The sequence below is a fragment of the Providencia rettgeri genome, assembly GCF_041075285.1.
Classification (GTDB): Bacteria; Pseudomonadota; Gammaproteobacteria; order Enterobacterales; family Enterobacteriaceae; genus Providencia; species Providencia rettgeri_G.
Map to the genome: position 1 here is coordinate 1,959,440 of NZ_CP163512.1, position 12,994 is coordinate 1,972,433.

Here is a 12,994-nt window from a genome sequence, read left to right on the forward strand (position 1 = left end):
AGGCAAATAGCCCTTAGCCAATTGTCATAGTTAAATCACTCATTCTTGACCCTTTAAGCTAGGACAAGATACGCCTAAAATTAAGCTATAACAAATTATTGTTACATTCTATGCAGTTTATCTGTTGATTTAATATATGAGGAAACACCATGAGCGCACTTAGACTCACGTACAGCACCTTATCACCTGAAGCCTATAAGGGCCTAATTGACTGCAAAAATGCGCTCAATAAAAGCGGACTCGGGAAAGAACTGATTGAACTAGTTAACCTCAGAGTTTCACAAATAAATGGCTGTGCGTTTTGCCTTGATATGCATGCGAGTTCCTTACGTCACTCTGGGGTAAGTAATAAAAAAATTGATACGTTAGCTGGCTGGCGAGTAAGCCACTATTTTAACGCTCAAGAACGCGCTGCATTAGCCTGGACTGAAGCTGTGGTTAATATTGCAGAAAGTGGCACATCTGACGACTTATTTGATGAATTAAAGCACCATTTTAGTGATGTGCAAATTTCTGATTTAACCATTGCTATTGGCTTAATGAGTGCATTTAATCGTATTGCTATTGCATTAAGACAGTAGTTAAGAGTTACTGCAAACAAAAATGAGTTTGTTCCATTTAAGGTAACAAACTCATTTAAATACGCTTAAACGCTTAATAAAAACTATTTTTCTTCATCACGTAAAGTCAGCACTTCATAACCTTCTTTTGTCACTAAAACGGTATGCTCAGATTGTGCTGATAACTTTTTATCCCTTGTAACAACCGTCCAGCCATCTTTTTTGGTTTTAATTTTCATGCCACCTTGGTTAATCATAGGTTCGATAGTAAATGTCATCCCTTCTTTTAGCTCTACACCTTTACCTTTCACGCCATAATGCAATACTTGTGGATCTTCGTGCATTTCACGACCAATACCATGCCCACAATACTCACGAACCACACTGTAGCCTTTAGATTCCGCATAATGTTGGATAGCTGAACCAATATCCCCTAGCGTTGCGCCAGGCTTAACTTGTTTGATCCCCTCCCACATCGCGGCATAGGTATCTTTAACAAGCTTACGTGCAAGTGGTGGCGCATCGGGCATGACATACATTTTACTTGAATCAGCAATAAAGCCATTTTTTTCTAATGTAATATCCACATTAATAATATCTTTACTTTTTAAGATCTCATCTGCTTTAGGTATACCATGGCACACTACTTCATTTAATGAGGTATTTAACACATATTGGTAGCCATATTGCCCTTTGCTCGCAGGGCGTGCTTGTAATTCATCGACAATATAACGTTCAACTTTGTCATTAATTTCCATGGTTGAAATACCTGGCACAATAACAGAATCAAGCATTTTGAATACACGGGCCAATAGCCGCCCTGATTCACGCATCAGTTCAATTTCTTCCGCTGTTTTAATTGTAATATTATTCATGAACCTTTCCTTTTGCCTCAGATAACTCTTTTTCTAACATCTCGTTGATTAACATTGTAAATGTCTTATCTGGGTTCAATTCAGCGTGCATTCCTATTTTTATCCAAAACTCGGCTTGCGAGTTGATAGAGCGCGACATAACTTGGCTTGCATGACGCAGATAATCATGCAGTTCATCTGAAATTTTTACGATACCCAAAACACCCTCGACGATACGAAATGTATATATTTTATAATGGATCATATAACAACGTGGTCATAATGCAAAGCCTAGACGCTCTGAATAGCACAAGCTGCATGAAAAATATCAGGTGTTTTTCTATTAACTTTCTTAAGATGAATCCGCCGTCAAAGTATTTATATTGTTAATCAGCTATGATCAATTTGCGAATTTTTGGTTGATTCGCGTGTTGTTCTTTTACATCCTTTATTTAGCAAAGGGCTAACATTAATTAGCATCTATTTATCATTCTAAATTCGATTACAGCATGGATTCATTAAATAAAAGCTGGAGAAAAACATGTATAATAAAATCTTGGTACCTATTGATATTACAGAGAAAAGCTTAGCACAACTCGTTATGTCGCATATCCAATATTTAGCTGAGTACGAAAATGCGCACATTCATTTTTTAGCCATTATTCCGACTGTTCCTTTTTACACCACAATGGGGTTTGGCTTTGCCGAAAAAGCGGATAGCGAACAAGAAAAAGTAACTAAGCAGCTTGCTGAGATTATCAAAGAATTTAATATTCCAGCCACTAAACATAGTGCTCAAGTTTTAATGGGAACACCAAGAGATGAAATCTTACGTGTCGCTGAAGAAATTTCAGCTGATTTAATCGTAATAGGTTCAAGAAGACCTGGAATGTCCACTTATTTCCTAGGTTCAACCGCTTCGATGGTTATCCAAAACTCAAAAATCTCTGTTTTAACAGTCCGTTAAATAATGACTAATCTTTGCTAATAATAAGGTGACTTACTGATTAGGGTCACCTTATTTTTCACTTTATTCCTAGTTACAAATAGCTGTATTACTATTAGCCTACTTAGCTGTTAATTTTTCAATCAAGGAATGTAATGAAAAAGTATTTTCTCGGGATCAGTATCACCATTAACATTATGCTGGTCATAGCACTTATTATTGCTATGGTCATGTTTTTTAATATGAAAAACAAAGTCTCTACTCTTATTGAACAGGTTAAATCCGGAGAGTACATTGAACTTATTAAACAAAATTCAGATCAACTGATATCAAATACCTTAAAAGACTTACAAGGGATAGAAACGAGTGACAAACCCTGCGAATATTTTTATCAAAAAGTCGATACTGCTGTTGATTATTTAAACAACAACCCTGATATTATCGGCGCGAAGATGTATGTAAACCAATTATCTGCGCTTAAAAGCAGCATTGATAAAACACCTTCCCTTTTAAAAGATAAAGCCTGTAAAAAAGGAATTTCTAGCTTTAATCATATTATTAAAGCAATACAACCTAATGAAGAATAGTCACTTATGATTTTACAGCATCACGTTTTTCTTGTGAGATCCAATTTATCAACTCATCGAGATTAATAATAAATTGCTGACTATCCGCAGAAGGTTCTATTGCTTGCGCTAAAAAATACTGCAATTTCTTTTTCTGTGCAGGATAACGCAGTATTATTTTTTGCACATAATCTTCAAGACTATCAGGCCAGTCGTTATCTTGCTCTTTACGTAATAGATCGGTAGAACGGATTAGCTTTCGAGCAGCAGCCCTTTGCAATAATTTTTGCCTAGCTAGCTCATCACAAGCTTTTATTTGACGAATATAACCATTTAATACATCAGCAAAATCACCGTTGATCGCATCAACAATTTTCTTTGAAGGCTTAAATAACATAAATTTTTTAGCCAAATCATCACCATAAATACAACGGCAATGGTGCTTTATCCAATAGCCCCAGCTATATAAGTTAGCTTCATCTATAACCTCAAAATAAGTACCAATGTCAAAATCAACCTTACTCACGATTTGATAAGCTGAAGCAAGCTCCTCTTGCAGCAGTGCTAAATGGCGTGTTTCTTTTTGGCTCATTGGTTGATTAACGATAATGCATAGATCAAGATCTGATTTATCTATAATCGCATGACCTTTCGCCACACTGCCATAAATATAAATACTGTGGAGATTTTCCTTTAACAGAGTATTGAGACGATTAATTGACGTGGTTATTATTTGCTGAAATTCTAGTTGAAAAGGCGGCTCTGCAAGAGTACGAATATAACCGTTTTTATCTAAAGCCATTAGGCATCCATTATTATTTACCAATATTCTTATAGCATAACCGTCACATGTTTAAATTTATAATTAAACAATCGCTCCACCACACTGGTACTAAATCAACCAATGAAATTCTAATGGCGATTCTAACTGTGTAGCGTTATCGAGAACCCCAGTTAATATTGCGATAATCGGTTAATCATCAATCGCATCATGGGTCTTCGCGTTTTGAATAATCAGGGAAACGGTAAACCGCTGCTTTCAACCTTCACCTTCCCATTCAGCATATTCAGCGGAAAACTAACGTCATATTGTAGTTTGTGCTCCGGCATGCTTCTGGCAAATATCATATGAACATGAGTGATCATTGTCTGGGGATTTTGCCTGAAAAACGAATAGCCCCCCAAAGGCATTCCCCCAGTAAACATTCTTCCATGAGCATTCTTAAGTTATTGGTAGGGTAAGCAAGCCATATAACTTAGCGATCCAAAACTAGCGTTTCAGTCTGCACTAACCATTCATAATACCCGATAACCTCTCGCCCATTTAACCACCGCGAAAGCATATCTAACATCAGCATCACACTAACTTCTTGCTTTTCTCTATTTGAATGGTTACTAGGCAAATAATGCACTCTTTGGGCATAACATTTTTCAGTCGTGCATAGTGCTAAATTTAAAAATTGCCCATCAAATTCACCAATGGCTAATCCAATTGGTGCAAATTGACTTTCAGCGATATTTTTTGCTCGTGATATTAATGTTGCGAGTGTTTGTTCGGGATCTTGTTCAATCACCTGGCTCATACTCTTCAAAGCATCAGCTGAACTCAAAGTCCAACTTAACAACCCCGCACTAAATTGCTCACTAACAGCAACCTTTAGTTGCTTTTCTTGCAATTGTTTGCTGATTTTCTTAATGAAACCTTCAGTACCTTCAAAAATAAGATTATCCCCAACCCCTTGTTTAATACTGTACCAGTGTTTTTCCATAAGGGCTTTTTGAGAAGCTGGCCCTGTCAATTTTAATTCAATGATCGGCATAGAAGAACGATAGCCTAAAACACAATCTTCAGGCAGAGCTATCTGGTCAAACTGCTTTGCTAAGCTGCTTTCGCTGCGACCAAAACTGGTTAAACGTAGGCAAATAGGCGGCTCAGGTAAGGTGTAACGCTCTCGCAGGCGCGGCACTATTTGATCCGTAACCATCACTTTAAATTCAGAGGGTACCCCAGGGGTAAAAAACAATAAGCAATCATTCAGTATCAGTGAAAATCCGCAAGCCGTGCCAACAGGGTTATCAATTAATTCAGCACTTGCAGGCAGTAATGCTTGTTTACGATTCGTTTCAGGCATCACGCGCCCACGACGAATAAAATAACGTTCCATCACTTCAATCCATTGTTTATGCTCAACCAATGGTACATTAGCGGCTTTTGCTGCCGCTAATGCGCTGAGATCGTCACTGGTTGGTCCAAGTCCACCATTGACGATAAGAATATCCGCATGTTGACTACGTTCCAAAAAAGCATTCACTAAACTGTCTAGGTTATCACCTACCGTGGTTCTTGTACTTAAAGGAAGGCCTTGTTGAAAAAAGTAATCTGCCAACCACGCTGCATTAGTATCAATTATTTGTCCATGCAAAACTTCATCGCCTGTACTTAGCATCTCAACAACTAACATCTGTAACTCCCTTTATCACAAAATCATATTCTAACGCTAAGTTACCCTATTATCAGAGCGACTAAAATCAGTATTTTAAAATTAGCCTGACTAGAGATAATACACCCAGTAATTCCCCTCTTATTATTGCTATCTTTAATAATGGTGAACTCATTGGCAAAATGAGTGAATTTTAGGAAAATAGTGAAGCTGCCACATAAGGCTATTTTCATCATGGTGAAATAGAGTTAGATCAATAGTGCCTCTTCCCCCAATTACGTTCGAGGAAACTAAGCTTACTGTTAATCTTATGTTTGGCGATTTACACTGATTACACTAACCGCTATTATTCCAGCACGCCTTATTCATTGATAAAAATAATTAAGATATTCATCTATGATAAATCCAATTTCAGTCACGCTTAACCGTACTGACTACATAAGATTTAGCCGCTACTGTTTTAAAAACCACTATTTCGCTCAAAAGAAATCAAGTAGCTTACCTATTACTCTGTTACTCCTTGTTTTTATTGCCGCTTGTGCCTTCGCATTTCGATATTTTCAAGCAACGTTACCGATTATTTTTATTTCTTTTTTATTAGCGGTGTTGTTGTTTATTACGTTTGCGCTGCGTATGGTACAAAGCTTTAACAAAGCAATCCCTGATGATGATGGTTTTCTATTTATTCAACGTGAATATCAGTTTGATGATGAAGGGATACATGAACGCAGTGCGCTTGGCTCTTCGTCTATAAAATGGAATGCAGTGCAGTTTATCAGAACAGATGGCGACTTATTGTATCTGTTTTTAGATAGAGTTTATGCAGTGATTATTCCAGCTCGTAGCTTTGATTCCGAGCAAGATAGCCAGCAGTTTATTTTATTTGTAAAAAGTAAAATACCCGTGCCGTTAAATTAGCCTAAAAAACCCGCATAATTATGCGGGTTTTCGTGACAACGTGAAGAAGATTAAGCTTATTATACTAATTCAATAACTTCAAAGTTAACTTCACCGCTTAAATCTGCATCATAATCAACGCCATTCAGGCCAAAGCCAAATAAACGTAGGAATTCGGCCTTATAACCTTGATAATCAGTCAACTCATTGATGTTATTGTCATTAAGTTGTTTCCAAATTTCGCGACAAGTGTTCTGTACATCATCGCGTAATTCCCAATCATCTAAACGCAGGCGATGTTTTTCATCTGTTTCTGGCGCAGCACCGCTGAACAGTTTAGTCGCAAATAAACGCTGAATTTGCTCAATACAACCTTCGTGGATCCCTTGCTCTTTCATGATTTTGAACACAATAGAGATGTACAGTGGCATAACTGGGATCGCAGAAGAGGCTTGTGTCACCACAGATTTAAGTACTGCCACGTAAGCAGAGCCACCTTTCGCTTGCAGTTTTTGGTTAATTGCATGGGCAGCACGGTCTAAATCTTCTTTGGCTTTTCCTAAGGTACCGTGCCAATAGATTGGCCATGTTAAATCTGTACCAATGTATGAGTAAGCCACTGACTGCACGTTATCAGCGAGAACACCTGCCTCATCTAACGCATTCATCCACAGTTCCCAATCCTGCCCGCCCATCACTTTAACGGTATCAGCGATTTCTTGTTCGTTCGCAGGTTCAACAACCGCTTCAATCAACACATCTTTGTTAGTGTCTAGCGCAACAGACTTGTACGGTTCGCCAATCGGTTTTAACGCAGAACGTACAATCTCACCCGTTTCAGGCATTTTACGCACTGGGGAAGCTAGTGAGTAGACCACTAAATCGATTTGGCCCAAATCTTGTTTAATTAAATCAATAACTGTTTGACGGCATTCGTCAGAGAAGGCATCACCATTAATACTTTTTGCATACAAGCCTGCTTCTTTAGCCGCTTTGTCAAAACCAGCTGAGTTATACCAACCGGCTGAACCTGTTTTGCTCTCACTACCCGGCTTTTCAAAAAATACGCCGATAGTCGCCGCACCACTGCCAAATGCAGCATTGATACGAGAAGCTAGACCGTAACCGGTGGATGCACCAATAACCAGAACCTTTTTAGGTCCATTTTTTAATTCGCCACGAGATTTAACATAGGCAATTTGCTCACGAACATTGGCTTCACAACCTGCTGGGTGAGCTGTAGTGCAGATAAAACCACGAATTTTAGGTTTGATAATCATAGTCATTCTTTCTTGGTAGCTAACAATCAGAGTCTAATATACCTGATATTCTCCATTTACTTAAGACTGGAGGAAAATAAACATAGTGAACAGACCAGTTTTATCTATTTTAAATCCTTTAATGCTTCAATCACACGCCTTAGTGATTCCAATTCTCTTTCCAATTCACTCGCGTTTCCTCGTGGGTAGTTATTATAAATACGTGTTGCACCTGAGCGACTGTCATAACATTTGTCTTCAATCTCATGGATTTTTTTCTTTATTTTGGCGATCTTATGCCTATTTTCATGATGAGATAAATGACGTAGCTGTTTCTCTAACTTTATGATTTTCTTTTCACAACGATAGTCATTAGCGCTTGCCTGTGACGATAAAGGAATTATCGTTAACAATAAGACTAATATCAGCGGCTTTTTCATATATCTTCCCGATGGTGATAAAAATAATAGTGACTAGTCCACCACTATTTTCTTATCGCAGCTACGAGAATCTTCTTAGTTAAGCCATATTGAAAATCGATTTATCACAAGACAAGAGAAGCAGACATTCTTATTCAAACTAAATAACCTTATTCCTGCGTATGTTGTGTGATAGCGCTTTGAGGTTTATTCGGAATTAAGTTATGAATGGTCATGACTGAGTAAATAATCTCTTTTTTATCATGGATCTTTTTGAAATGTGAATTGCTGACGATCCCCACCATAATTTGCATTCCATTTTGCTCATAGACGCGTTTAAATGGTGTTGTTTCATCATCAGATATCTTGTCTAAGAAGAAGGTATCGCGTTTATATCTTTCGACAGTTTGCTTTGGCAAGCCGTACTTTTCATACATTTTTTGATTAATTTCATCATACTCTGCCAGTATAGCCTCCTGATCTCGACTACTTTTTCCTTGAGCAGAGATAAGCATTAACGTGTTTTCCTCTCGTGAAAACATCAATAAAAACAGCCCGCCTTTCACTGTGGGTGTATTTGGCGTCGAGCACAGTGCCCCACTTTCTTGAAATTCAGTGCACTGTAGCCCAACCAAATTCAGCTGCTTCAAATCAGCCGTTGTCTGCCCCCATTTAAAGCCATAGGGGGCTTCCAGTGTATTTGTGCTACAACCCACAAATAAAAAAGCACATAACGTAATTAAAATTCCTTTTCTCATTACCTAACACATCCCAATTAACTCATCTAATTGGATACTATCAAAAACGGATGATTAATCAAAAAAACAACGACGCTTTTATCAAATTAAATGACCTGACTGAGTGATGTGTTGCTTATTCCACAGTTTCATTTTGTTTTTTTTCTTGCTCTTGCACCTCCGCCATTGCAATTTCTTTTAACCAGTCCGCTAATAACGGTTTTGTTTTTACTGCATCCAATAACGCGCGCTCATGTTTTGTTAAACGAACAACCACAACTTCTGTTTTCATGTGTGACATAGCCAGTTCCTCTTTAAAAACTCAATAATGGCATAAAAAACTGGCAGAACGCTCTGACTTACCGATTTTTACACTATTTTCGTGTTTATTTACATAGAAGATACTTTATTTGAAATCGATTGTTTGAATGCTAATGAGGGAAATGACAGATACAAAAAAACCACCTAGCGGTGGTTAATTGTCAAACTTAACAAAGTTAAGCGTTATGGTGCCCAGGGCGGGACTTGAACCCGCACAGCCTAAAGGCCGAGGGATTTTAAATCCCTTGTGTCTACCGATTTCACCACCTGGGCTAAATTGTATTTTCTCTTTCGAGAGGGATAAGCTAACTCACCCGTTAATCAATATACTGGAGTAGACGCTCGTATAATGACCTTATTTTTACCCAAAGTAAGATAAATTAAAAATTCACTCACTTTAAATTGGTGCCCAGGGCGGGACTTGAACCCGCACAGCCTAAAGGCCGAGGGATTTTAAATCCCTTGTGTCTACCGATTTCACCACCTGGGCTAAATTATGGAGGCGCGTCCCGGAGTCGAACCGAGCTACACGGATTTGCAATCCGGTGCATAACCGCTTTGCTAACGCGCCTTATCCGAATTTCTTACGAAATTTGGAGCGGGAAACGAGACTCGAACTCGCGACCCCGACCTTGGCAAGGTCGTGCTCTACCAACTGAGCTATTCCCGCGTTAAGCTTAACTTTCAGCTTATGCTATCAAACTGGCTGATTTACTTATTTATTTTCATAAACCATGTTGCCGTTCGATGCGTTGCATTCTACTGATTTCACCTATCGAGTCAATACAATTATTGAAATAATTGGATCGTTCGCTGTTTTTTCAATCATTTCGATCACGCTTCGCTCAAATCGCCCCATGCCGCCTTTAAATATTGAAACATTGACCAAAATGTTAAGATAGCAGCAACATACATTAACGCGATTGAAAGGTTTTCAATTAATGGTGTTGGACGCCACAACAACCCGACTAACGACATCATTTGCGCCGTTGTTTTAAACTTACCAATCCAAGAGACTGCGACGCTGCTACGTTTACCAATCTCCGCCATCCATTCACGTAGAGAAGAAATAATAATTTCACGTGCAATCATCGTCGCCGCAGGTAGTGTCACATACCAGACATCATAACTCTCCGTGACCAAAACAAGTGCCGTCGCCACCATGACTTTATCTGCGACAGGATCTAAAAACGCCCCAAACTTTGTGGTCTGTTTCCATAGCCGCGCTAAAAAACCATCAAACCAATCCGTTACCGCCGCAATGACAAAAATCAACGCGCAAACGAAAGGCCCCCAAGTGACAGGAAGGTAAAATGCCAATACAAAAAAAGGTATTAGGATGACGCGAAATAATGTCAGCCACGTTGGTATGTTTAATTTCATCACGCTCACTAACTTTTTGACCAAGTTGGATATTATGAATATGTTGCCCTAAGACTCTTACTGTTTCAATGCATTATAAATCTTTTCTGCCAGCGCGTATGAGATCGAGGGCACTTTTGCGATTTCTTCTATACTCGCATTGCGCAATGGTTGTAACCCCCCCATAAATTTTAATAACATCTGACGACGTTTAGGCCCAACGCCTTCAATCGACTCTAACGCACTGGTATTTTTCACTTTTGCTCTACGTTGACGATGCCCGGTGATCGCATGATTATGAGATTCATCACGAATATGTTGTATAACATGCAATGCAGGCGAATCAGGCGGCAAAGCAAAACCTTCACCTTCAGGTTTTAAAAACAGTGTTTCAAGCCCTGCTTTACGATCACTCCCCTTTGCCACGCCAATTAATAAAGGATGGTTTTTATCCCAATCCACTTCAAGAGAATCAAATACATCCCGTGCTTGCCCTAATTGCCCTTTACCACCATCAATAAAAATAATATCGGGAACTTTACTTGCATCAAGGTGTTTACCGTATCGACGCGTTAGCACTTGATGCATAGCAGCATAATCATCACCGGGGGTAATACCTGAAATGTTATAACGGCGATATTCAGATTTCACAGGACCTGTTTTATCAAACACAACACAAGAAGCGACCGTTTGTTCTCCCATCGTATGAGAAATATCGAAACACTCCATCCGAGAAATATCCTCTAAGTGAACGATTTTTGCCAACGCGGCCATGCGCTGTTGAACTGTTGTGTTCTGCGCCACTTTCGTGGACAGTGCAATTGAGGCATTTGTGCGCGCTAATTTCAAATAGCGAGCTCTCGCCCCACGAGGCTGGCTTTGAATATTAATTTTGCGCCCTGCCAATTCAGATAGTGACTGAGCGAGTAGCTCTTTTTCTGTCAGGGCAAAATCAAGCAGAATTTCGCCGGGTAATGTTCGGTTTTCGCTGCCCTGCAAATAAAATTGCCCTAAAAAGGTCTGAACCACTTCCTCAAGCTGCGTATCTGCTGGAATTTTAGGAAAATAGCTACGACTACCGAGCACTTTACCTTGCCGGATAAACAAAACATGAACACAAGCGAGGCCGGATTCAAAAGAGACGCCAATAACATCAAGATCGTCCCCCTCACCAGAAACGTATTGCTCCTCGGTCACTGTACGCACAGCTTGAATTTGGTCACGAAAACGTGCAGCATCTTCAAAACGAAGCTCTTGGCTAGCTTTCTCCATACGCTCAACCAGCCCTGCTAATACTTGTTTGTCTTTCCCTGTCAAAAATAACCGCACATACTCCACTTGCTGGTCATAATCTTCATCGGAAACTAGGCCTTTAACGCAAGGCCCCAAACAGCGGCCAATTTGATATTGCAAACAAGGCCTTGAGCGATTTCTGTACACACTATCCTCACATTGGCGGATAGGAAATAGCTTTTGCATTAAAATTAAAGTTTCTCTTACGGCATAAGAGCTTGGAAATGGCCCGAAATACTCACCTTTTGCATGTTTAGCACCACGATGCATTGAGATCCGCGGATGAGTTTCCTGACTCAAGAATAGGTATGGGTAGGACTTGTCATCACGCAGCAAAACGTTATAACGGGGCTGATACAATTTAATGTAATTGTGTTCCAGTAATAACGCTTCAGTTTCCGTGTGCGTTACCGTCACATCAATAGCGGCAATGTGCTTAACAAGCTGCTCTGTCTTTCGACTACTGACATTCTCACGAAAATAACTGGAAAGCCGTTTTTTTAGGTCTTTGGCTTTACCAACGTAAATCACTGTTCCGCCCGCATCGTACATTCGATATACACCAGGCTGATTTGTCACTGTTTTTAAGAAAGCTTTTGGTTCGAACTGTTCTGCCACTCGGATAAACCCTGTACTGTAATTAAACCATATCTAATGGCTATATGTGTTAATTCTACATCACTACAGATATTAAGTTTACCAAACATTCGATACCGATAGGTATTTACTGTCTTGGGACTAAGGCAGAGTGTCTGCGCGACCTGTTTAATTGGTATGCCTTGGGTGATCATTAGCATAATTTCCAGTTCACGCCCCGACAACAGTTCGCATAAATCTTGTTGGTTATTATGGATCACTCGCTGTAAAGCGAGCTCTTGGGCAATATCAGGGGAAATAATCCGTCTTTTTACATTGACTACCTTAATCGCCTCGATCAGTTCGTCTTCGGTAATGCGCACACTCAACACCCCAAAAATACCAATATCTAATGCTTTGAGATAAAAAGAATAATTACTTCGAACGTTATAAATAATAATCCCGACATCGGGCTGAGTACGCCGCAGAGTTTGAATGGTTTTTAACGAATCAAAATGGCAATGGTCACTATTGATTAAAATCACACTGGCACTTTGATGTCGGTTCCAAACCACCGCTTGATCAATCGAGGAAAATGAAGCGACCAATTTGCAGCGTGAATGGCGGCTAAATATAAGCTCGAATCCATTCAGAGTAATATTATTGTCATCAATAACGATAATGTTAATCAATTCGCCCCCAAATCATTCAGTTAAAATAATCGCGGACAAAATCATAGATTAAAAAAAGTCTGTTTTATAGC

General features: G+C 39.3%; 15 protein-coding genes and 4 tRNA genes. 4 read left to right on the forward strand and 15 right to left on the reverse strand.

Translation table 11 applies throughout. The features are described from left to right. The first annotated feature begins 149 nt into the window (after window positions 1–149). Window positions 150–581, forward strand: a complete 432-nt coding sequence (locus AB6N04_RS08920; protein ID WP_369311554.1) for a carboxymuconolactone decarboxylase family protein — start codon at window positions 150–152, stop codon at window positions 579–581. Between the two features lie 83 nt (window positions 582–664). Here the strand turns inward: AB6N04_RS08920 and map are convergent, their stop codons facing one another. Further along, a complete protein-coding gene (gene map, locus AB6N04_RS08925; RefSeq protein WP_369311556.1) occupies window positions 665–1,435 on the reverse strand; it encodes a type I methionyl aminopeptidase in 771 nt (256 codons plus the stop codon). Further along, window positions 1,428–1,634, reverse strand: a complete 207-nt coding sequence (locus AB6N04_RS08930) for a ParD-like family protein (protein WP_369312051.1) — start codon at window positions 1,632–1,634, stop codon at window positions 1,428–1,430. The genes map and AB6N04_RS08930 overlap by 8 nt, the downstream gene beginning before the upstream one ends. A 321-nt stretch (window positions 1,635–1,955) precedes the next feature. Here AB6N04_RS08930 and AB6N04_RS08935 point away from each other — a divergent pair, with 321 nt between their 5' ends. Continuing rightward, the gene (locus AB6N04_RS08935) at window positions 1,956–2,381 is read left to right on the forward strand and encodes a universal stress protein (RefSeq protein WP_369311558.1); all 426 of its coding nucleotides are present in this window, start codon (window positions 1,956–1,958) and stop codon (window positions 2,379–2,381) included. Between the two features lie 134 nt (window positions 2,382–2,515). Further along, window positions 2,516–2,947, forward strand: coding sequence for a hypothetical protein (locus AB6N04_RS08940; RefSeq protein WP_369311560.1), 432 nt, complete (start codon window positions 2,516–2,518; stop codon window positions 2,945–2,947). Window positions 2,948–2,951: 4 nt separating this feature from the next. Here AB6N04_RS08940 and AB6N04_RS08945 read toward each other — a convergent pair whose 3' ends face one another. Both AB6N04_RS08945 and AB6N04_RS08950 read right to left on the reverse strand, forming a co-directional pair. Continuing rightward, window positions 2,952–3,728, reverse strand: a complete 777-nt coding sequence (locus AB6N04_RS08945; protein WP_369311562.1) for a nucleotidyltransferase domain-containing protein — start codon at window positions 3,726–3,728, stop codon at window positions 2,952–2,954. Window positions 3,729–4,182: 454 nt separating this feature from the next. Further along, on the reverse strand, window positions 4,183–5,388 hold the full coding sequence (locus AB6N04_RS08950; protein ID WP_369311564.1) for a nicotinamide mononucleotide deamidase-related protein YfaY: 1,206 nt from the start codon (window positions 5,386–5,388) through the stop codon (window positions 4,183–4,185). A gap of 375 nt (window positions 5,389–5,763) precedes the next feature. Between AB6N04_RS08950 and AB6N04_RS08955 the strand changes: the two genes are divergently transcribed. Next, on the forward strand, window positions 5,764–6,285 hold the full coding sequence (locus AB6N04_RS08955) for a YcxB family protein (RefSeq protein WP_369311566.1): 522 nt from the start codon (window positions 5,764–5,766) through the stop codon (window positions 6,283–6,285). Between the two features lie 59 nt (window positions 6,286–6,344). Here the strand turns inward: AB6N04_RS08955 and fabV are convergent, their stop codons facing one another. The 11 genes from fabV to AB6N04_RS09010 all read right to left on the reverse strand — a co-directional run bounded on the left by fabV (window position 6,345) and on the right by AB6N04_RS09010 (window position 12,923). Then, complete coding sequence (fabV, locus tag AB6N04_RS08960) at window positions 6,345–7,544, reverse strand: enoyl-ACP reductase FabV (protein ID WP_369311568.1); 1,200 nt, start codon at window positions 7,542–7,544, stop codon at window positions 6,345–6,347. A gap of 104 nt (window positions 7,545–7,648) precedes the next feature. After that, window positions 7,649–7,963: a DUF1090 family protein gene (locus AB6N04_RS08965; RefSeq protein ID WP_369311570.1), complete on the reverse strand. Its 315-nt coding sequence runs from the start codon at window positions 7,961–7,963 to the stop codon at window positions 7,649–7,651. 149 nt (window positions 7,964–8,112) lie between these two features. Next, window positions 8,113–8,700, reverse strand: coding sequence for a hypothetical protein (locus AB6N04_RS08970; protein ID WP_369311572.1), 588 nt, complete (start codon window positions 8,698–8,700; stop codon window positions 8,113–8,115). 115 nt (window positions 8,701–8,815) lie between these two features. Continuing rightward, entirely contained in the window at window positions 8,816–8,980 is a 165-nt protein-coding gene (locus AB6N04_RS08975; protein ID WP_369311574.1) for an MbeCy, read from the reverse strand. A 206-nt stretch (window positions 8,981–9,186) separates the two neighbouring features. Then, window positions 9,187–9,273, reverse strand: a tRNA-Leu gene (locus AB6N04_RS08980). Window positions 9,274–9,403: 130 nt separating this feature from the next. After that, window positions 9,404–9,490, reverse strand: a tRNA-Leu gene (locus tag AB6N04_RS08985). Window positions 9,491–9,497: 7 nt separating this feature from the next. Further along, window positions 9,498–9,571 (reverse strand) — tRNA-Cys (locus AB6N04_RS08990). Between the two features lie 23 nt (window positions 9,572–9,594). Continuing rightward, window positions 9,595–9,670, reverse strand: a tRNA-Gly gene (locus tag AB6N04_RS08995). 164 nt (window positions 9,671–9,834) lie between these two features. Then, window positions 9,835–10,383, reverse strand: coding sequence for a CDP-diacylglycerol--glycerol-3-phosphate 3-phosphatidyltransferase (gene pgsA, locus AB6N04_RS09000; RefSeq protein ID WP_369311576.1), 549 nt, complete (start codon window positions 10,381–10,383; stop codon window positions 9,835–9,837). A 57-nt stretch (window positions 10,384–10,440) separates the two neighbouring features. Next, a complete protein-coding gene (uvrC, locus tag AB6N04_RS09005; protein ID WP_369311578.1) occupies window positions 10,441–12,273 on the reverse strand; it encodes an excinuclease ABC subunit UvrC in 1,833 nt (610 codons plus the stop codon). Further along, entirely contained in the window at window positions 12,240–12,923 is a 684-nt protein-coding gene (locus AB6N04_RS09010) for a LuxR C-terminal-related transcriptional regulator (RefSeq protein WP_369311580.1), read from the reverse strand. The genes uvrC and AB6N04_RS09010 overlap by 34 nt, the downstream gene beginning before the upstream one ends. Window positions 12,924–12,994: the final 71 nt, after the last annotated feature.

What these genes read in the sequence shown, in the direction of transcription:
- map (WP_369311556.1), bottom strand. Translation starts at nt 1,435, where the DNA reads ATGAATAATATTACAATTAAAACAGCGGAAGAAATTGAACTGATGCGT.
- AB6N04_RS08935 (WP_369311558.1), top strand. Translation starts at nt 1,956, where the DNA reads ATGTATAATAAAATCTTGGTACCTATTGATATTACAGAGAAAAGCTTA.
- AB6N04_RS08965 (WP_369311570.1), bottom strand. Translation starts at nt 7,963, where the DNA reads ATGAAAAAGCCGCTGATATTAGTCTTATTGTTAACGATAATTCCTTTA.
- AB6N04_RS08940 (WP_369311560.1), top strand. Translation starts at nt 2,516, where the DNA reads ATGAAAAAGTATTTTCTCGGGATCAGTATCACCATTAACATTATGCTG.
- AB6N04_RS08975 (WP_369311574.1), bottom strand. Translation starts at nt 8,980, where the DNA reads ATGTCACACATGAAAACAGAAGTTGTGGTTGTTCGTTTAACAAAACAT.
- fabV (WP_369311568.1), bottom strand. Translation starts at nt 7,544, where the DNA reads ATGATTATCAAACCTAAAATTCGTGGTTTTATCTGCACTACAGCTCAC.
- pgsA (WP_369311576.1), bottom strand. Translation starts at nt 10,383, where the DNA reads ATGAAATTAAACATACCAACGTGGCTGACATTATTTCGCGTCATCCTA.
- AB6N04_RS08955 (WP_369311566.1), top strand. Translation starts at nt 5,764, where the DNA reads ATGATAAATCCAATTTCAGTCACGCTTAACCGTACTGACTACATAAGA.
- AB6N04_RS08970 (WP_369311572.1), bottom strand. Translation starts at nt 8,700, where the DNA reads ATGAGAAAAGGAATTTTAATTACGTTATGTGCTTTTTTATTTGTGGGT.
- AB6N04_RS08945 (WP_369311562.1), bottom strand. Translation starts at nt 3,728, where the DNA reads ATGGCTTTAGATAAAAACGGTTATATTCGTACTCTTGCAGAGCCGCCT.
- AB6N04_RS08920 (WP_369311554.1), top strand. Translation starts at nt 150, where the DNA reads ATGAGCGCACTTAGACTCACGTACAGCACCTTATCACCTGAAGCCTAT.
- AB6N04_RS08950 (WP_369311564.1), bottom strand. Translation starts at nt 5,388, where the DNA reads ATGTTAGTTGTTGAGATGCTAAGTACAGGCGATGAAGTTTTGCATGGA.